Origin of the sequence: Azospirillum formosense (genome assembly GCF_040500525.1) — a bacterium.
Lineage (GTDB): Bacteria > Pseudomonadota > Alphaproteobacteria > Azospirillales > Azospirillaceae > Azospirillum > Azospirillum formosense_A.
Map to the genome: position 1 here is coordinate 2,202,939 of NZ_CP159402.1, position 17,467 is coordinate 2,220,405.

The 17,467-nt window shown below is 71.5% G+C and carries 18 protein-coding genes; 9 read left to right on the forward strand and 9 right to left on the reverse strand.

What is annotated here, in order from left to right; genetic code table 11:
* Positions 1 to 53: 53 nt before the first annotated feature.
* Entirely contained in the window at positions 54 to 617 is a 564-nt protein-coding gene (locus ABVN73_RS10510; RefSeq protein ID WP_353857939.1) for a HupE/UreJ family protein, read from the reverse strand.
* A 104-nt stretch (positions 618 to 721) separates the two neighbouring features.
* Positions 722 to 1,243 (reverse strand): hypothetical protein, encoded by a 522-nt coding sequence (locus ABVN73_RS10515; protein ID WP_353857940.1) that lies wholly within the window; start codon positions 1,241 to 1,243, stop codon positions 722 to 724.
* Positions 1,244 to 1,411: 168 nt separating this feature from the next.
* Here ABVN73_RS10515 and ABVN73_RS10520 point away from each other — a divergent pair, with 168 nt between their 5' ends.
* On the forward strand, positions 1,412 to 3,061 hold the full coding sequence (locus tag ABVN73_RS10520; RefSeq protein ID WP_353857941.1) for a DNA polymerase Y family protein: 1,650 nt from the start codon (positions 1,412 to 1,414) through the stop codon (positions 3,059 to 3,061).
* A 10-nt stretch (positions 3,062 to 3,071) separates the two neighbouring features.
* A complete protein-coding gene (locus ABVN73_RS10525) occupies positions 3,072 to 6,245 on the forward strand; it encodes an error-prone DNA polymerase (RefSeq protein ID WP_353857942.1) in 3,174 nt (1,057 codons plus the stop codon).
* A 21-nt stretch (positions 6,246 to 6,266) separates the two neighbouring features.
* Here the strand turns inward: ABVN73_RS10525 and ABVN73_RS10530 are convergent, their stop codons facing one another.
* Positions 6,267 to 6,845 carry a protein-tyrosine-phosphatase gene (locus tag ABVN73_RS10530; protein WP_353857943.1) on the reverse strand — a complete coding sequence of 193 codons (579 nt, stop codon included), beginning with the start codon at positions 6,843 to 6,845 and terminating at the stop codon, positions 6,267 to 6,269.
* 312 nt (positions 6,846 to 7,157) lie between these two features.
* Complete coding sequence (locus ABVN73_RS10535) at positions 7,158 to 8,072, reverse strand: tRNA-uridine aminocarboxypropyltransferase (RefSeq protein ID WP_353857944.1); 915 nt, start codon at positions 8,070 to 8,072, stop codon at positions 7,158 to 7,160.
* Between ABVN73_RS10535 and ABVN73_RS10540 the strand changes: the two genes are divergently transcribed.
* The 3 genes from ABVN73_RS10540 (at position 8,060) to ABVN73_RS10550 (ending at position 9,352) form a co-directional block, all read left to right on the forward strand.
* Positions 8,060 to 8,419, forward strand: a complete 360-nt coding sequence (locus tag ABVN73_RS10540) for an IS630 transposase-related protein (RefSeq protein WP_353857512.1) — start codon at positions 8,060 to 8,062, stop codon at positions 8,417 to 8,419. The genes ABVN73_RS10535 and ABVN73_RS10540 overlap by 13 nt on opposite strands.
* Positions 8,371 to 9,024, forward strand: a complete 654-nt coding sequence (locus ABVN73_RS10545) for an IS630 family transposase (protein WP_353857768.1) — start codon at positions 8,371 to 8,373, stop codon at positions 9,022 to 9,024. The genes ABVN73_RS10540 and ABVN73_RS10545 overlap by 49 nt, the downstream gene beginning before the upstream one ends.
* Before the next feature lie 157 nt (positions 9,025 to 9,181).
* Positions 9,182 to 9,352, forward strand: a complete 171-nt coding sequence (locus tag ABVN73_RS10550; RefSeq protein WP_353857945.1) for a hypothetical protein — start codon at positions 9,182 to 9,184, stop codon at positions 9,350 to 9,352.
* A gap of 59 nt (positions 9,353 to 9,411) precedes the next feature.
* Here ABVN73_RS10550 and ABVN73_RS10555 read toward each other — a convergent pair whose 3' ends face one another.
* The 3 genes from ABVN73_RS10555 to ABVN73_RS10565 form a co-directional block, all read right to left on the reverse strand.
* Positions 9,412 to 10,233 (reverse strand): hypothetical protein, encoded by an 822-nt coding sequence (locus ABVN73_RS10555; RefSeq protein WP_353857946.1) that lies wholly within the window; start codon positions 10,231 to 10,233, stop codon positions 9,412 to 9,414.
* Between the two features lie 137 nt (positions 10,234 to 10,370).
* Positions 10,371 to 11,435 (reverse strand): TIM44-like domain-containing protein, encoded by a 1,065-nt coding sequence (locus tag ABVN73_RS10560; protein ID WP_353857947.1) that lies wholly within the window; start codon positions 11,433 to 11,435, stop codon positions 10,371 to 10,373.
* Positions 11,436 to 11,584: 149 nt separating this feature from the next.
* Positions 11,585 to 11,821 carry a hypothetical protein gene (locus ABVN73_RS10565; RefSeq protein WP_353857948.1) on the reverse strand — a complete coding sequence of 79 codons (237 nt, stop codon included), beginning with the start codon at positions 11,819 to 11,821 and terminating at the stop codon, positions 11,585 to 11,587.
* Positions 11,822 to 12,318: 497 nt separating this feature from the next.
* On the opposite strand from ABVN73_RS10565, the gene ABVN73_RS10570 reads away from it, so the two are divergent.
* From ABVN73_RS10570 to ABVN73_RS10585, 4 genes are all read left to right on the forward strand, one after another.
* Positions 12,319 to 12,744: a DUF4112 domain-containing protein gene (locus ABVN73_RS10570; protein WP_353857949.1), complete on the forward strand. Its 426-nt coding sequence runs from the start codon at positions 12,319 to 12,321 to the stop codon at positions 12,742 to 12,744.
* Positions 12,745 to 12,825: 81 nt separating this feature from the next.
* Positions 12,826 to 14,232: an oxygen-independent coproporphyrinogen III oxidase gene (hemN, locus tag ABVN73_RS10575; protein WP_353857950.1), complete on the forward strand. Its 1,407-nt coding sequence runs from the start codon at positions 12,826 to 12,828 to the stop codon at positions 14,230 to 14,232.
* A gap of 158 nt (positions 14,233 to 14,390) precedes the next feature.
* Entirely contained in the window at positions 14,391 to 15,011 is a 621-nt protein-coding gene (locus ABVN73_RS10580) for a glutathione binding-like protein (RefSeq protein WP_353857951.1), read from the forward strand.
* A gap of 8 nt (positions 15,012 to 15,019) precedes the next feature.
* Entirely contained in the window at positions 15,020 to 15,484 is a 465-nt protein-coding gene (locus tag ABVN73_RS10585) for a protease complex subunit PrcB family protein (protein WP_353857952.1), read from the forward strand.
* Positions 15,485 to 15,579: 95 nt separating this feature from the next.
* Here the strand turns inward: ABVN73_RS10585 and ABVN73_RS10590 are convergent, their stop codons facing one another.
* Positions 15,580 to 16,488 carry an ABC transporter permease gene (locus ABVN73_RS10590; RefSeq protein ID WP_353857953.1) on the reverse strand — a complete coding sequence of 303 codons (909 nt, stop codon included), beginning with the start codon at positions 16,486 to 16,488 and terminating at the stop codon, positions 15,580 to 15,582.
* Positions 16,485 to 17,450 carry an ABC transporter permease gene (locus tag ABVN73_RS10595; protein ID WP_353857954.1) on the reverse strand — a complete coding sequence of 322 codons (966 nt, stop codon included), beginning with the start codon at positions 17,448 to 17,450 and terminating at the stop codon, positions 16,485 to 16,487. The genes ABVN73_RS10590 and ABVN73_RS10595 overlap by 4 nt, the downstream gene beginning before the upstream one ends.
* Between the last annotated feature and the right edge of the window lie 17 nt (positions 17,451 to 17,467).

The following is a 17,467-nucleotide window of genomic DNA, read 5'->3' on the forward strand; positions in this document are numbered from 1 at the left end:
GACACGCTCCTACAAGAATACCCGCAGCCGGGCTTTTTCAAGGCGTCGGGGGCTTAAAAGACGCCCGCCAGATCAAGAACCCCGGCGAGTGCTACCGCGCCGCCACACATTTGCACCACGCGGCCCGACACCGCCTGCCCCAGCACCGCCGACAGGCCCAGCCCGGCGCAGATGACCAGCAGCACGCCGGACGACAGCCCCGCCCAGAACAGCGGCCCGCCCATGTGCACATAGCCGTGGAAGGCCCCCGCCGCGGCGACCGTCAGCACACCCAGGGCCAGGGGAGCCTTCAGCGCGACGGCGACCAGCCCGCCCATCACGATCAGCGACGCCGACAGCCCTTCCGCGGCGTAGGGGAGGCGGATGCCGATCTGCGCGGCCAGCCCGGCGGCCAGCACCGCGGTCAGCGCCGCCACCGGAAGCTGCCAGACGGCGGCGCAGCCGTTCTGCCCGCTCCACAGCCCGATGGCGAGGAAGCCGAGCAGATGCTGCAGCACCCACACGGGTTCGGTCAGGCCGGTGCCGAACGGCCCGGTCACCGTCATCCGCGCCAGCGCGGGCGCGGCCCCGGCGCCCATCAGCAGAATAGCCAGAAGAACCGACCGGATCGCCACCATCCCCTACCCCTTTTCCCCAACGCCTCGCGCGGCACCGGGCCGGTATGGCCGCTGCGCGGGGTGGGGTCAAGTGACCAGGGCGGGGGGCTTGCGGACGCCGGGCGTCAGTACCCCAGCGGGCCGGGTCCGTACTGGCGGAGGTCCTGCTGCTTGCGGAGCAGGTCGCGCTGCTGCAGCGGGTCGAGCCGGCCCATGGCGTCTTCGGTGCGCAGCCGGTCGACCTCCGGGCTCATCAGGTCGCGCTTGGCGCGGTCGGTCAGCCCCTGGGTGGAGCCCGGCGCCGGCAGGGCGGGCGTGGCCGGCTGGTCGATGGCCGGCGGCGGCGGGGACGAGCTGCCGCGGCGGCGGACCGGCGGCGGCTGGTTGGGCTGCTGCGAGGCGTCGGAGAGTTTTTGCGGCGGGGCGGGCGCCGGCTGCGGCCGTGGCGGGGGGATCGGGCGGGCGTTCTCCTCCGCCTGGATCTGGCGCAGCGTCTTCAGTTCCCCGCTTTGAGCGGACGCCGGCGGCGCCGCCTGGGCCCGCCCCGGCATTTCGTCGTGCACCTCCGTCGCGCAGGCCCCCAGCGCGAGAGCGGCGAGCGCGAGGGCGGCGGGCAGAATGGTGGCGGTGGGGCGGAGCGGTCTCATACCAACCATGTCGTGCCCCACGAGGGCGTGACAAGGCCCTCCCCCCATCTCCCCCTTTTTGGCGAGGCCGCAAGGGGACTCCCGCCCGCCGGATTTTGCCGCTAGAATGTTCTTGTTTTGTTCGATGTGGGACGATTGAGGCGGCGAGCGGTGAAGGGAGGGTCGGGCATGGCGGGAGACGGGGCGGAACGGACGGCGCGGCGCATCCTCTCCCTGTGGCTGCCGCGGCTGCCCACCGACGCCCATGGCCGCCACCATCCCGAGCGGCGCGGCCATCCCGAGCGGCGCGGCCATCCCCTGGCCGCCATTCTGGCCGAGCGCGGGCGGCTGGGCGTGGCCGCCGTCAACCGTGCGGCTGAGGAGGCCGGGGTGCGGCCCGGCATGAGTCTGGCCGACGCCCGCGCCATCGAACCCGCTTTGGCCGTCTTCGACGCCGATCCCGAGTCGGACGCCCGCCTGCTGGAGCGGATCGCCGGCTGGTGCACGCGCTACACCCCCTGGACCACCCCGGACGGCCCCGACGGGGTGGCGCTGGACATCACCGGCTGCGCCCATCTGTTCGGCGGCGAGGAGGCCATGGCCGCCGATCTGGCCACCCGCCTGGGTGCGGCGGGCTTCGAGTCGCGGCTGGCGGTGGCGGACACGCCCGCGGCGGCCTGGGCGCTGGCGCGGTTCGGGCGGGAGGCCCCCACCCTCCCGCTTCGCGGGTCCCTCCCTCCCCCGCTCCGCAGGGGAGGGACAGACGGCTCCCTCCCCTGCGGAGCGGGGGAGGGTCGGGGTGGGGGCAACCGGACGGACGCCCTCCTCTCCCCCCTCCCCGTCGCCGCGCTGCGCCTGCCCGCCGCCACGGTGGACGGTCTGGCCGCGGTGGGGCTGCGGCGGATCGGCGACCTGCACGCCGTCCCCCGCGCCACGCTGGCCGCCCGCTTCGGGCCGGGGCTTCTGCGGCGGCTCGACCAGGCCTACGGACGGCTGGACGAGCCGCTGTCCCCCCGCCTGCCGGTGCCGCCGCACAGCGTCCGCCTCGCCCTGCCCGAGCCGATCACCACCGCCGAGGCCATCGCCGAGGCGCTGCGCCGCCTGCTGGCCTCCCTCTGCGCCGGGCTGGAGAAAACCGGCGAGGGCGCCCGCCGGCTGCGGCTGGACCTGCACCGGGTGGACCGCCGGCTGGAGGACGCTCCCCAGACGCTGGCCATCGGCACCGGCCGCCCGGTGCGCCGCCCGGACGCGCTGATGCGGCTGTTCGCCCAGAAGCTCGACCGGGTGGAGCCCGGCCCCGGCCTGGAGCTGATGGTGCTGTCGGCCACCGAGGCCGGCCCGCTCGCCGCCGCGCAGGCCGCGCTGGATGGCACGACGGATGGGGGCATGGGCGGGCAGCCGGAGCTGGGCGAGCTGATGGACCGGCTGGGCAACCGGCTGGGCGAGCGGGCGGTGCTGCGGCTGGTCCCGCGGCAGAGCTGGCTGCCGGAGCGCAGCGTGGCCCCCGCCCCCGCCTTCGCGGATGCCCCCGGCGGTGCGCTGTGGCCCGCCGACCGCCCGCGCCCGGTGCGGCTGCTCGCCCCGCCGGAGCCCATCGAGGCCATGGCCCTGCTTCCCGACGACCCGCCGGCGATGTTCCTCTGGCGCGGCGCCCGGCACCGCGTCCGACGGGCCGACGGGCCGGAGCGGATCGAAGCCGAGTGGTGGCGGCGCGATGGCGAGCCCCGCGACTATTACCGCGTCGAGGACGAGGCCGGCCGGCGCTTCTGGGTCTTCCGCCAGGGCTTGTACCGGCCCGGCGCGACGGCGCTGTGGTTCCTGCACGGCTTCTTCGGGTGACGGGGCCGCGATGATCCCCTACGCCGAACTCCAGGTCTCCACCAGCTTCACCTTCCTGGAGGGCGCGTCCCACCCGGACGAGCTGGCGCTGACCGCCGCCAGCCTCGGCCACGCCGCCGTCGCGGTGACCGACCGCAACTCGCTGGCCGGGGTGGTGCAGGCGCACGCCGCCGCCCGCAAGCACGGGCTGCGGCTGATCGTCGGTTGCCGGCTCGACCTGACCGACGCGGACAGCCTGCTCGCCTACCCCACCGACCGGACGGCCTACGCGCGGCTGTCGCGGCTGCTGACGCTGGGCAAGCGGCGGGCGCCCAAGGGGGCCTGCTTCATCGCCCGTGCCGATGTGCTGGACCATGCGGCGGGGATGCTGTTCCTGCTGGTGCCGCCGGACAACCGCGATCCCGCCTTCGTCCACGCGCTGCGCGGCTGGCGCAACGATCTGGGGGACCGCCTGCACCTCGCCGCCAGCCACCGCTACCGCGGCGACGACCAGCGGCGGCTGTCCTGGCTGGCCGGGCTGGCCGAGGCGGAGCGGGTGCCTCTGGTGGCGACCAACGACGTGCTCTACCACACGCCCGCCCGCCGCCCGCTGGCCGACGTGATGACCTGCATCCGCAGCGGCACGACCATCGACGAGGCGGGCTGGCGCCTGTCCGCCAACGCCGAGCGGCACCTGAAGGCCGGGGTGGAGATGGCCCGCCTGTTCCACCGCCACCCCGAGGCCGTCGCCCGTACGGTGGAGATCGCCGCCGCCTGCCGCTTCTCGCTGGAGGAGCTGCGCTACGAGTATCCGGACGAGGTGGCCGAGGACGGGCGCAGCCCGCAGGAGACACTGACCCGCCTGACCTGGGCCGGCGCCGCCGGCCGCTACCCGGACGGCGTGCCGGACACCGTGACGAAGGCCCTGAACCACGAGTTGGCGCTGATCGGGCAGTTGGGCTACGCGCCCTATTTCCTGACGGTGCACGACATCGTGCGCTACGCCCGCTCGGAGGGCATCCTGTGCCAGGGGCGCGGCTCGGCGGCCAATTCGGTCGTCTGCTACTGCCTGGGCATCACCGCGGTCGATCCGGTGCATTTCGACCTGCTGTTCGAGCGCTTTATCTCCGCCGCCCGCAACGAGCCGCCGGACATCGACGTGGATTTCGAGCATGAGCGGCGCGAGGAGGTCATCCAGTACATCTATCGCAAGTACGGGCGCGGGCGGGCCGGGCTGACCGCCACCGTCATCCGCTACCGCGCGCGGGGCGCCATCCGCGAGGTCGGCAAGGCCATGGGCCTGTCCGCCGATCTAGTGGCGCGGCTGTCCGGCTCCGTCTGGGGGTGGAGCCGCCACGGCGTGGACGAGGAGCGCGCCCGGCAGTACGGCTTCGACCCCGACGACCCGCGGCTCCGCCGGACGCTGGAGCTGGCGCAGGAGCTGATCGGCTTTCCCCGCCACCTGTCGCAGCATGTCGGCGGCTTCGTCATCACCCGCGGCCCCTTGAGCGACCTGTGCCCCGTCGCCAACGCCGCCATGGAGGGCCGCACCACCATCGAATGGGACAAGGACGACATCGACGCGCTGGGCATCCTGAAGGTGGACGTGCTGGCGCTGGGGATGCTGACCTGCCTGCACCGCGGCTTCGATCTGCTGGAGCGGCATTACGGGCGCCCCCTGACGCTGGCGACGGTGCCGCAGGAGGACCCGGCGACCTACGCCATGCTGTGCCGGGCCGACAGTCTGGGCGTCTTCCAGGTGGAAAGCCGGGCACAGATGTCCATGCTGCCCCGCCTGCGGCCCAAGACCTTCTATGATCTGGTGATCGAGGTCGCCATCGTGCGCCCCGGCCCGATCCAGGGCGACATGGTCCACCCCTACCTGCGCCGCCGCACCGGCGAGGAACCGGTCAACTACCCCTCTCCCGAACTGCAAAAGGTGTTGAAGAAGACGCTGGGCGTGCCGCTGTTCCAGGAGCAGGCGATGAAGATCGCCATCGTCGGCGCCGGCTTCAGCCCGGAGGACGCCGACCGGCTGCGCCGCGCCATGGCAACCTTCCGCAAGACCGGGCTGGTCCACACCTTCCGCGACCGCTTCATCGAGGGCATGGTCGGGAAAGGCTACGACCGCGCCTTCGCCGAACGCTGCTTCCAGCAGATCGAAGGGTTCGGCGAGTACGGCTTCCCCGAGAGCCACGCGGCGAGCTTCGCCCTGCTGGCCTATGTGTCGGCCTGGATGAAGTGCCACCACCCGGACGTCTTCGCCGCGGCGCTGCTGAACAGCCAGCCCATGGGCTTCTACGCCCCGGCCCAGATCGTCCGCGACGCCCGCGAGCATGGGGTGACCGTGCTCCCCCCGGACGTGAACGCCTCCGACTGGGACTGCACGCTGGAGCCCCTGTCACCCTCTCCCGGGGCGGGAGAGGGAATAAGGTACGCCCTGCGCCTCGGCCTGCGGCTGGTCCGGGGAATGGACGAGGAGGACGCCCGCCGCATGGTGCTGTGCCGCGGGGCGGGCTACCGCGACCCCTACGACCTGTGGCGCCGCGCGCTCATGCCGGTCGCCGGGCTGGAGCGGCTGGCCAGGGCCGACGCCTTCCGCTCCGTCGGGCTGGACCGGCGGGCCGCGCTGTGGGCGGTGAGGGCGCTGGGGGCGCAGCCGCTGCCGCTGTTCGCCGGCCTTGCCGACTCCGCCCAGGACGAGCCGCAAGCGCTCCTGCCCGCCATGGCGCTGGGCGAGCATGTGGTGATGGATTACGGCAGCCTGTGCCTGTCGCTGAAGGCGCATCCCATGGCGCTGCTGCGCGACGGCTTCGCCGGGGTGGTCCCGACCGACCGGTTGGGAAGGGTGCGGGCCGGCACGCGGCTGACCGTCGCGGGGCTGGCGTTGGTCCGGCAAAGGCCCGGCAGCGCCGAGGGCGTGGTCTTCATCACGCTGGAGGACGAGACCGGCATCGCCAACCTCGTCATCATGCCCGACGTGTTCGAAAAATTCCGCAAGACGATCCTCGGCGCCCGGCTGATCGCCGCCGCCGGCCGGGTGGAGCGCAACGGCAAGCCCAACCCCGAGGGCGGCGAGGTCATCCACCTGCGCGTCGAGCGGCTAACCGACCTGACGCACCGGCTGCGCGACCTGACCGACCCCGACGCGCTCCCCGACCGCTCCGCCGCCGCGGTCTTCCCGGAAGGCCGGAATTTCCGCTGAGGGACGGGGCGGTGCGGCGGTTCAGTCGATCAGGTCCGCGACCTCGCGCACCCGGCCGTTGTCGATCATGAACTGGACCAGATCGGGACGCTCCCGGCCGTAGCTGCGGTGCCGGGCGCGGACGGCGGCCACCAGTTCGCCCCGGCGCCCCAGGATCTCGTCGGCGAACTCGATCATGCGCAGGTTCGGCCACGCCTTGTGGCGGATGTTGACCACGGCCGCCATCGCCTCGGCGGCGGGACGGTCGGGGCTGGCCTGGGCCAGGATCATGGTCAGGGCGGCGGTCGAGCGCGAGATGCCGGCGTGGCAATGGACCAGCAGCCCGCCCACCCCGGTCGGCTCGGTCATCAGGTCGCGCCCGAAGGCCAGGATGCGCTCGACGTCCGCGCGCTCCGGAAGGGACTGCCCCATGTAGGGGTCGATGATGTCGTGGAAGCGCAGTTCCAGCCGCGTGTGCTCGCCGTAGGAGCCGAAGGCGGTCGGCTCCGGGTGGCCGGGGTCGAGGATCGACAGGACGTGGGTCACGCCGGCCTCGCAGAAGCCGTTCAGCTCCTCGATGCCGCAGACGGTCAGTCCGAAGGGAACGAAATCGCGAGCCATGATCCTCGTCTCTTGCCGTGCGCGCGGAGGGCGGCGCGGTTCGCATGTGGCGCCGCCGGTCCGTGCCGTCAAGCCGATCTGAGGCCCGATCAGAGGACGTTGAACAGATACAGCAGAAGAATGATCGGAATGGGAATCCCGACAAGCCACAGCAAAACGCCCTTCATGGATCGCTCCCTTGGTTGAGGCCCGCTTGCGTTGAGGCCCAAGCGGCCGATGCAATCCCAAACAGCGCAACAGCGCATTGGTTGCCACGGCCGCCCTGGTCGAGGGGGGCTTACCCGGAAAGGGCGATCCCGGAAGAGGCGCGGATTATTCCGCCCCGTTCTGACTCGGGGCTTGATCCGGAGCCGGCTCCGCAACCGGTTCGGCCGTCTCCGCGCGGGGCGGCGGGACGGGGCGCGGGCGCGGGGCGCGCAGCTTCTTCAGCAGCAGGGCGAAGGGCTTCAGCGCGCGGTCGAGGACCGCCGGTTCGGCCTCCAGCCGCGACAGCAGGAAGGCGGCGGCCTCCAGGGTCGACACGCTGTCGCGCCGCGGCTCCTTGCGCGCCTGCCCGTAGAGGGAGCGGAACTGCGGGTTCAGCACGATGCGGCGGCACTTCAGGAGCCACGGGTTGCGCCACCACAGCGTCTTGGCCTGGCTCCAGGTGCCGTCCAGGACGATGACGCCCTCCAGGTCGCCCAGCACCAGCTCGCTGTCCTTCTGCGGGACGCCGGCCTTGTCCACCACGGACACCTCCGGCAGCGGGGCGGCGCCCTGCTTGACCGGGCCGAGATAGAGCACGCCCCAGCGCTTGTAATCGACCTCGCGCCCCAGGATGCGCTTCAGGTTCGACCAGCTCAGCCCCACCTTCAGCGCGGAGTTTTTGAACTGGAGATGGGCGATCTGCGCGGTGCCCAGCGTCTCGCGCTTTTCCTGCGGGTGCTGGAGGATGAGCAGGAAGACGGCGTTGTCGATCGGCTCCACCGCCTCGCAAACGCACAAATGCATAGGTTTTAGGCAGGTGGGGCAGGGTTCGGCGTGCATGGTCGGTCTCGGAAGAAGGAACATCGGCGGAAAAAGCGGGAGGCGGGGACTATGAGCTTCCCATCCGAAAAAAGAAACGGGGCCTGAAAAAGAAACCGGGCGCATTAAAGCGGATTGTCGCTGAGTATAGACGGAATTTTGGCTGGCCTGAGCGGTTGGAGGAAGACACAGCTGAAGGACCGCGCGCCATGGGCCAGCCATATTCCTCCGATCTGCGCGAACGGGTTCTGCTGGCTTATGAGCGCCACGAGGGCGGCCCCGAGTTGCTGGCGCGGCGCTTCCAGATCAGCCGAGCCTGCGCGTACAACTGGGTGCGGGCCGCACGCCTTGAGGGGCGGCGGGTCGCCAAGCCGCATGCCGGCGGCGTACCAGCCAAACTGGACGCGGAGGGCGTGAGCGTGCTGCGGGCCTTGGTGCGGGAGGATAATGACGCGACACTGGCACAGTACCGCGACCGGTTGGCCGCACGCACCGGCATCGCGCTGAGCCCGGCGGTGGTGTGCCGCACCTTGAAGCGGCTGGGGTTGGCGCGCAAAAAAAGACGCTGAGGGCCAGCGAGCAAGAGCGCGCGGATATCGCCGCGGAACGCGCGGCCTACCGGGACGATGCGGTGGTCCATGAACCGGCGCGTTTGGTTTTCCTCGATGAAACCGGCATCAACACCCAGATGACGCCCACCCAGGCCCGGGCGCCGCGCGGCCAGCGGGCGCTCGGATCCGTGCCCTGTGGGTCGTGGCACCGCGTCACGGTGCTCGGGGCGTTGAGCGCCGAAGGCATGCTGGCCGCCATGAGCATCGAGGCGTCCACCTCCTCGGCCGTGTTTCTCGCCTTTGTCGAGCAGGTGCTCTTGCCCGTGCTTCGGCGCGACAAACCCGGCGCCGTGGTCGTGATGGACAACCTTTCCGCTCACAAGCGGGCCGATATCCTCGCCGCCTTTGAGACGGCGGGGATCCGTGTCCGCTTCCTCCCGCGCTACTCGCCCGACCTCTCGCCCATCGAGCCCGGCTGGGCCAAGCTCAAAGGAATCCTGCGCGCCAAGGAAGCCCGCACCGTCGAGGCCCTCAACGAGGAACTCGGCCCAGCCCTCAATGCGATCACCGCTACCGACGCCAAAGCGTGGTTTAAGCTATGCGGCTACCCGAATCTAAACTGAACCGAAATCCGCTTTAAAGTTTGCATAACGCGTGATCTGCATCACTTAGAGGCCTGGACCTTGCATGATAGCGTCCAGACACACAGGACGGGTTGGGCCGAGGGCGGCCGACAGGACCGCTCCCCAGGCTCTCCCGACGCTCAGAAGGAGGCTTGCCATGCTGCCCGCTCATTTGGCCGCCCGCTTGCTGGAGCAACGCCGGGCCCAGGAATCGGCGGAATTCGCCCGGCAACTGCCGCTCTACGCGGACGACGCGCCCTTTCCGCCCGACGCCGATCCGGATGCCGAGACCGGGCATCCCCTGCCCGACTGGGCCACCAACTACTGATCGGAAGCCGACGGGTGGCTGTCGTGTAAGCGACATCACCGCCCGTCTGTCCGTCCGCATCACGCCACCTCGGCCCAGGACGGTCCGTATCCGCCCGCCGGAGCCGGACGCCGAACCGTGGTGGACGCGGAGGCCGGGGCGGGAACGGCCCGCTCCGACGCCTGCGCCGGGACCAGGGCGCCGTCGCGCCAGTCCAGAAGCCACGCTCCGGGGCGCCCGCCCCGGCAGCGCTCCAGTTCGGCGCGCCAGCGCGGAGCGCCCACGCCCGGCTCCGCCGTCCAGCTGGGGGCCGGCGCGATCCGCCAGCGGGTGACCGCCGCGCTCGCCGCCGAGCGGCGGGCGGCGCTCTGCAACAGGAATCCCGTCACACCCGACGACTCCGCGGCCAGTTGCAGCCGGCGGCTCGCCGTCAGGTCCAGCCCCCCGACCTCCCCCAGCACGGCGGACAGCCGCCGGCAGCGCAACGCCTCCTCCATCGCCCACAGGGCGTCGGCGTCGCGGGTCGCGCGCACGGCGATCAGCCGGTCCGGCGTCAGCCCATAGGCGGCCAGCCCGGCGGCGTGCAGGTCGCGCCCGCGCACGATCCACAGCGCGGGCGCCGCCACGCTGGCGAGGCGGGCCAGCAGATGCGCGGCGAAGGCCGTGCCGCCCCCCGGCTCCTCCCCCGCCACCTCGTGCAGGCAGCCGAGCGGCAGCCCTCCCGCCGGAAAGACCCCGTCGAGGTCCGGCAGTCCGAAGGGCAGCACCCGCGCCCCCTCCCCGCCAAGCCCTTCCAGACCCCGGATGCGGGCGCGCAGACCGGCCAGAACGGACGCGCGGTCCGGCGGGGGCGCTTCGATGCTAGACCCAGGCACAGGCATAGGCGCAGGCAGTTCGGGCATGACTCGCTTCCGCTGGGCAGGTATTTGTTCCTGATATGTTCTATCATGTCCCATCCGCCCAGGGGAGTCCGGAAATGCGAAAGGGGGTGCCCTTTCGGACACCCCCTCGCAAGACCGGTTGAGGAGTGGAGAGTGGATCAGCCGGCCTGTTGGATCGCCGACAGGACCCAGCGCCCGCCGCGCGGACGGGTGAAGGTCCAGATTTCCGTGGCTTCGACCGAACGGTTCGGGTCGCCCTCGACCACGCGGTTGCTCGCGCGGTCCACCGTCACGTCGGTCAGCGAGAAGCGCATCGCCACGGTGGCGTATTCCGCGTTGCCCTCGCGCCACGCCTCGGCCAGGTCGCCCTGGAGCAGGCGGACGTCGGACAGGCGGTTGACCACGCCGCGGTTGTGGTTGGCCGCCAGTTCCTCGGTGAAGTAGGAGGCCATCTCCGGCGTCACGGCGCCGCGCAGGGCCGTCAGATCCTCGTTGCCGTAGGCGGTCTGGACCGCGACCAGCGTCTGCTCGAACGCCTGATAGTCGGCCGGGCCGATGCCCACGTCGTCACGGCGCACGCCCGGACGGCCGGAAGAGGCCGGACCCGCCGCCGCACCACCGCGGGCGCCGCCCAGCGGGTTCGAGCGCGCGTCCATCGCCTCGCGGTTCATGGCAGCCGGATTCGGGCCGGCGTAGGCGGCGCCCATGCCCGCCGGCCGCGCAGCACCCGCCGAACGGTTGCGGAAGAAGCGCATGGCCAGCCGGACCAGGAAGACGACCAGCAGGATCTGGAGGATGAAGCCCAGGATGCCCGCGAAGCTGCCCAGCCCGTCGAGGAAGCCGCCGCCGAACAGCATGCCGGCGATGCCGGCGCCGATCAGGCCGCCCATCAGGGCCGGCATGAAGCCGCCGCGCGAGAAGAAGCCGCCGCGCTGCGCCGCCGCCGGCGACGCCATGCCCGGCTGCTGCATGCCCGGCTGCTGCGCGCCCGGAGTCTGCGCCGGGGCGGCCGAGCGCTCCATCGGCGCGGCGCGCGGCGCGGTGTTGGTCTGGGCCGGCGCCTCGTAGGTGCGCGAGCCGCGGCTGCCCACGGAGCTGCTCTTGCCCGCGCGGGCATCGGCGGTGCCGGCGGTCAGCGCCACGGCCAGCGCCAGAGCGACGGCGCCAAAGGCGCGGGCCGGAGTGCGGGAAACGGTGCGGGGGGATCGCGTGTTCTGGGTCATGGCCGTGTTCGGAAAAGCCCTCGGTTCAGGGGACGCTCACTCATGTAGCGTCCTCCTATATGGTATGGCAGCCCTGCTGTTTTAGAGGGGGCCGCAACCAAACCGGCCAAAAAAGCGCGGAGCGCGCGTTGCGCCCGCATCGCCGGCGCTCAGGCGGAGGCGCGCTCCCACACCGTTTCCACCCTGTGGAAAGAGCCAGCACCGACCGGGACCACCGGCGGCAGCGGTGCCGCGCCCTGCCGTTCCGCCGTCTGCAGCGACGCCCAGACGCGGCGGCGCACCTCGATCTGGCGACGGCAATCGCGCGAGCAGTAGAGCGGCGCCGGTCCGCGCGGCGAGCTGCGGCGGAACGGCTGTCCGCAGCAGGCGCAGTAAAGCGTGGTCATGATGATCCTCCCTGTTTTCCGGCTTGTTTTTCCGATGACTGGTGCCCCGCCCATCACCCTGTGGAGCGGGTGCCCGTTCGGTTCTTTTCGGTCCAAAGCTTCGACCTGCGCGCACCATTATTGTGCCTAGGGACGCCCCATACCAGAGACGCCTTCGGCATATGGCCGCTCGAAAGCCCGGCGATTCACAAAAAAATCCCTGAAACAACAATCGTTTGACCTTCGACGCATCCGGATCGCGCGTCCATTCGCCGCATCCGGTTGTCAACCCCCCCTCTCCATTCGGACGATGACCCTGCGTCGGCCCGATCATCCGTATGACGGCACGCGCGCCCGGACCGTGAGCGCGTCCGTGGTGCCGGACACCCGATGGAGATAGGCCGGGAACCGTGGGGCACAGCTGCGGGTTGCTCAACCCGACACGCCCGACCGGCTCCGCCCACGGCTTCCTCCGCCGGCGGCTCCCCACGGCGGCTCTCCTGCTCCGGTGAAGCCCCATGAGCGACATCCGCACGCGTCCCGCCCCCGCCACCACCCTCTCGGGCGTCGCCACGGCGCCGCCGGTCATTTCCATCGACCTGGATCGGCTGGAACGGCTGCGCCGGCTGACCCGGCTGATGGACACGCGCTGGCGCATTCCCGGCACGCGCATCCCCTTCGGGCTGGACGGCATCGCCGCTTTGGTTCCGGTCGCCGGCAGCGCGGCGACCAGCGTGGTGGCCGCCTACATCATCATGGAGGCCGCCCGCTTCGACCTTCCGAAAGGCCTGATCGCGCGGATGGTCGCCAACATGGCCGTGGATTGGGCCGGCGGCTCGGTCCCGGTGGTCGGCGCCCTCTTCGACATCGGCTTCAAGGCCAACCGCCGCAACCTGAACCTGCTGCTGGAGCATCTGGAGAACCGTCTGGCCACCCCCCACTGACGGGCCGGCCGGAAGGGCGGGCGTTCGAACGCTTGACTTGTGTCAAAGCGGCGGACGGCGGTCTGCACGATCCTCCCCGCCATGAACGCGATCTCCCCCGTGGCCTGCGCCACCGCCGCCCCGACCGCCCCGCTGAACGCCGCCCTGCTCGCCAAGTACGACGGGCTGCGGGTGCCCCGCTACACCAGCTACCCGACGGCGCCGCACTTCACCGCCGCCGTGGGGGCGGAGCGCTACGCGGGCTGGCTGGCGGAGCTGGACACGGCGGCGCACACGGGGTCGCTGTACCTGCACGTGCCCTTCTGCGCGAAGATGTGCTGGTACTGCGGCTGCCACACCAAGATCGTCGCCCGCTACGCCCCCATCGCCGAGTATCTCGGCCATCTGCGGCGCGAGATCGGCATGGTCGCCGACCGCATTTCCGGACGGCTGCGGGTGCGGCACATCCATTTCGGCGGCGGCACCCCGACCATGATGGCGCCGGACGACTTCGAATCGCTGATCGCCCTGCTGCGCGCGCGCTACGACGTGACGCCGGACGCGGAGATCGCGGTGGAGATCGACCCGCGCACCCTGACCCGCGACATGGCGGAGGCGCTGGGCCGCGCCGGGGTCAACCGCGCCTCGCTCGGCGTGCAGGACTTCGACGCCGGGGTGCAGGCCGCCATCAACCGCATCCAGCCGCGGGAGCAGACCGAGCAGGCGCTGGAGTGGCTGCGCGCCAACGGTATCCGCCACATCAACCTGGACCTGATGTACGGCCTGCCCGGCCAGTCGGTGGAGAGCGTTGCGCGCTCCGCGGAGATCGCCCTGACCATGGCGCCGGACCGGCTGTCGGTCTTCGGCTACGCCCATGTGCCGTGGATGAAGACGCACCAGAAGAAGATCGACGAGTCGGCGCTCGCCGGCACGCTCGGCCGGTGGGAGCAGTTCGCGGCCATCGCCGGGGTGCTGACCGACGCCGGCTTCCAGCCCATCGGCCTGGACCACTTCGCCCGGCCCGACGACGAACTGGCCGTGCAGCAGACCGAGGGGCGGCTCAGCCGCAACTTCCAGGGCTACACGACCGACGACGCGGAGGTGCTCCTGGGCTTCGGCGCCTCCTCCATCGGGGCGCTGCCGCAGGGCTATGTGCAGAACGCGGTTCCCTTCGACCAGTACGCCCAGGCCGTCGAGGCTGGGACCTTCCCGACCGGCAAGGGGCTGACGCTGACCGCCGACGACCGGCTGCGCCGCGACCTGATCGTGCGGCTGATGTGCGACCTGTCGGTGGACGTCGGCACGGTGGCCGAGGCCCACGGGCTGGCCGCCGGGGCCTTCGATGCCGACCTGGAGGCCATGGCCGATCTGGTGGCCGACGGGGTCGCCGTGGTCGAGGGCCGCCGCGTCCATGTGCCGGAGCCCGCCCGCCCGCTGATGCGCATCGTCGCCGCGCGCTTCGACACCTACCTGTCCACCGGCGCCGGAAAGCACAGCCGCGCGGTGTGAGGGTCCGGCCCCTGTGACCGGCAGGAAAAGGATGTGATCGGCAGGAAAAAGGACGCTTTTTCCTGCCTCTGGCCTTCCGCGCGCAAATCGGCGAGACTGGCGCCTGTTGAACATCTTTGCGGACGCGGCAAAGGAACAGGCTCCAGGGACGGGCACCGATGATCACGCTCTACACCTTCGCCTCGCCGAACGGGCAAAAGGCTTCGATCCTGCTGGAAGAGCTGGGTCTCACCTATAAGGTCCACAAGGTCGATCTCGTGGCCGGCGAAGGGCGTCAGCCCGACTATCTGGCGGTCAGCCCGATCGGCAAGATCCCGGCCACCGTCGAGGATCTGCCCGGCGGCCGGAAGCGCCGCCTGTTCGGGTCGGGCGCCATCCTGCTGCACTATGCAGAGCGCACCGGCCGCTTGATCCCCGAGGACGAGGACGAGCGCGCGGAGGCGATGAGCTGGCTGATGCTGGGCGTCAGCGACCTCGGCCCCTCGGGCTTGAGCAAGTTCCGCTTCGCGGTCATGGCGCCGGAGAAGATCCCCTACGCCATCGACTATTTCAAAAGCGAGCTGCAGCGCATCCACGCCGCGATGGAGGAGCGTCTGGGCGGGTCGGCGTATCTGGCCGGCGGCACCTACTCCATCGCCGACATCGCCTGCTTCCCCTTCGTGGCCGTGGCCGCCAAGGCGGAAGGCAACGTGCTCGACCGCTACCCCAACCTGAAGCGCTGGCACGACGCGGTCGCCGAACGCCCGGCGGTCAAGCGCGGCATGGCGGTGCCGGAGTGAGCCGCAGCATGAATCGCCCCACCACCACGCTTCTCGCCCTCGCCCTCACGCTTCCCCTTCTCGGCGCCTGCCAGACCGCCCCCGACGGGGCCGAGCCGCAAGCCCTGCTCCCCGCCGACGCCGATCCCGGCACCTATTGGCAGGGCGACCGCAGCCAGGCCTACGAGCGCGCCTATGTCGTCGCGCGCAACCCGCAGGAATGGAACGACCTGTGGGCCCGTGTCGGCGAAGCCGCGCCGGGTCCTCTGCCCGGCGACCGCATGGCCGCGGCGGTCTTCCTCGGCCCGCGCGACACCGGCGGCTACGGCGTGTCCATCGTCAGCGCGCGACCGGCCGGCGGCGACGTGGTCGTCGGCTACCGCGAGCGCGTTCCGGGTCCGGCCCAGGCGGTGGCACAGATGCAGACGTCGCCTTATGCGGTGCGGCTGATCCCGATGGCGGCGGGGGCGGCGAAGTTTCAAAGGGAGAAGTGAGGGGACACTTGCCCCCACCCTTCCCACGGCTTCGCCGCGGGCCCCTTCCCTCCCCCGCTGACGCAGGAGAGGGTTAGGGTGGGGGGCAGCAATGACTACCGCTTCCCCACAACCCGCGGGTCCAGAGCGTCCTGCAGCCCGTCGCCCAGCAGGTTGACGGCGATCACCGTCAGGAAGATCAACAGCCCCGGCCACACCGCCAGCAGCGGCGCGGTCCCCACCAGCTCCTGCGCGTTGGTCAGCATGTTGCCCCAGGAGGGCAGCGGCGGCTGGATGCCCAGCCCGAGGAAGCTCAGCACCGACTCCAGCAGGATCACGTTGCCGACCGTCAGCGTCGTCGCCACCACGGCGGGGGCGGCGACGTTCGGCAGGATGTGGGCCAGCATGATGCGGCGGCTGCCCGCCCCCATCGCCACCGCCGCCCGCACATAGTCGCGCCGCCGCGCCGACAGGGTGGCCCCGCGCACCAGCCGCGCCACCGTCGTCCAGCCGAACAGAGCCACCAGAACGACGATGCGCAGCAGGCTGGCGTCCTCCGCCCCCGCCACCTCCGGCGGGATGCCCAGCCGCGTCAGGTCGATGGCGCCCAGCACGATCAGCAGCGGCAGCAGCGGCAGCGCGATCAGCCCATCGGTGACGCGCATCAGAAGATCGTCGAGCCGCCCGCCGAAATAGCCGGCCAGCAGCCCGATTCCCGTGCCGATGACGGCGGAGGCCAGCGCCGCCGCCACGCCGACGAACAGCGACACCCGCCCGCCGTAGAGCAGCCGCACCAGCACGTCGCGCCCCAGCTCGTCCGTGCCCAGCGGGTGCAGGGCCGACGGCGGGCCGAAGCGGTCGAGCAGGCTGATGCCCGTCGCCTCCACCCCCAGCCACTGTTCCACCCAGGGTGCGGCGGCCGCCGCGACCGCCAGGACCAGCAGCAGCAGGGCGCTGGCCACCGCCAGCCGGTGGCGGGCGAAGCGCCGCAGGAAGCGCCCGGCCCTCAAGCGCCCGGCCCTCACGCCCCGTCCCCCTTGAAGGAGATGCGCGGGTCCAGCCCGGCGTAGGCGGCGTCGGCCAGCAGGTTGCCGGCCAACGTCGTCAGCGTGGCGAACAGCAGCGCCACCAGCGCCACGTTCAGGTCGTTGCCCATGATGCTGTCGTAGATCAGCTTGCCCATGCCCGGCCAGGCGAACATGGTCTCGGTGACCAGCGCGCCGGAGAAGAGGGCGCCGAACTCCAGCGCCACGATGGTCACGATGGGGATGGTCGCGTTGCGCAGCGCGTGGCGCCAGACCACCCGCCCCTCCCCCAGCCCCTTGGCGCGGGCGGTGCGGACATAGTCCTGCCGAAGCTCCCCCATCATCGCGGCGCGGACGTAGCGCGTGTAGCCGCCGATGCTCGCCAGCGTCAGCGAGGCCACCGGCAGCACGAGGTAGGGCAGCCGCTCCCACCAGCCCTCCCCGCCGACGGGACCGAGGCCGGAGGCGGGCAGCCATTGCAGCTCCACCGCGAAGAGCAGGATCAGCAGCAGCGCCAGCCAGAAGGCCGGGACCGAGATGCCGGCGAAGCAGAACAGGTTGATGGCGTTGTCCGCCCAGCCGTAGGGCCGCCGCGCCGCGTAGACGCCGAGCGGCAGCGCCACCGCCAGGGTCAGTGCCATCGCCGCGCCGAGCAGCAGCAGCGTGTTGCCCAGCCGCGGCAGCAGGATCGTCAGCACCGGCTGCGCGTAGAGCCGGGAGAAGCCGAAATCCCCCGTCAGCGCCGCCTGGAGCCAATGCCAGTAACGGTCCAGCAACGGCTTGTCGAGGCCGTAGAGCGCCTTCAGCCGCGCCGCGTCGGCCGGGGTGGCGCGCGGGTTGCCGGCCAGCATCATGTCCACCGGATCGCCCGGCATCAGCGTCATCAGCACGGTGATGACGAAGCTCATCAGCAGCAGGACGACCAGCGCCTGGAGCAGCCGGGAGGCGAGGAAGCGGGTCATCGAGTGTTGCGAGCGTC

Coding starts and splice junctions, on each gene's coding strand:
- ABVN73_RS10510 (WP_353857939.1), bottom strand. CDS start 617: ATGGTGGCGATCCGGTCGGTTCTTCTGGCTATTCTGCTGATGGGCGCC.
- ABVN73_RS10515 (WP_353857940.1), bottom strand. CDS start 1,243: ATGAGACCGCTCCGCCCCACCGCCACCATTCTGCCCGCCGCCCTCGCG.
- ABVN73_RS10520 (WP_353857941.1), top strand. CDS start 1,412: ATGGCGGGAGACGGGGCGGAACGGACGGCGCGGCGCATCCTCTCCCTG.
- ABVN73_RS10525 (WP_353857942.1), top strand. CDS start 3,072: ATGATCCCCTACGCCGAACTCCAGGTCTCCACCAGCTTCACCTTCCTG.
- ABVN73_RS10530 (WP_353857943.1), bottom strand. CDS start 6,845: ATGGCTCGCGATTTCGTTCCCTTCGGACTGACCGTCTGCGGCATCGAG.
- ABVN73_RS10540 (WP_353857512.1), top strand. CDS start 8,060: ATGGGCCAGCCATATTCCTCCGATCTGCGCGAACGGGTTCTGCTGGCT.
- ABVN73_RS10535 (WP_353857944.1), bottom strand. CDS start 8,072: ATGGCTGGCCCATGGCGCGCGGTCCTTCAGCTGTGTCTTCCTCCAACC.
- ABVN73_RS10550 (WP_353857945.1), top strand. CDS start 9,182: ATGCTGCCCGCTCATTTGGCCGCCCGCTTGCTGGAGCAACGCCGGGCC.
- ABVN73_RS10555 (WP_353857946.1), bottom strand. CDS start 10,233: ATGCCCGAACTGCCTGCGCCTATGCCTGTGCCTGGGTCTAGCATCGAA.
- ABVN73_RS10560 (WP_353857947.1), bottom strand. CDS start 11,435: ATGACCCAGAACACGCGATCCCCCCGCACCGTTTCCCGCACTCCGGCC.
- ABVN73_RS10565 (WP_353857948.1), bottom strand. CDS start 11,821: ATGACCACGCTTTACTGCGCCTGCTGCGGACAGCCGTTCCGCCGCAGC.
- ABVN73_RS10570 (WP_353857949.1), top strand. CDS start 12,319: ATGAGCGACATCCGCACGCGTCCCGCCCCCGCCACCACCCTCTCGGGC.
- hemN (WP_353857950.1), top strand. CDS start 12,826: ATGAACGCGATCTCCCCCGTGGCCTGCGCCACCGCCGCCCCGACCGCC.
- ABVN73_RS10580 (WP_353857951.1), top strand. CDS start 14,391: ATGATCACGCTCTACACCTTCGCCTCGCCGAACGGGCAAAAGGCTTCG.
- ABVN73_RS10585 (WP_353857952.1), top strand. CDS start 15,020: ATGAATCGCCCCACCACCACGCTTCTCGCCCTCGCCCTCACGCTTCCC.
- ABVN73_RS10595 (WP_353857954.1), bottom strand. CDS start 17,450: ATGACCCGCTTCCTCGCCTCCCGGCTGCTCCAGGCGCTGGTCGTCCTG.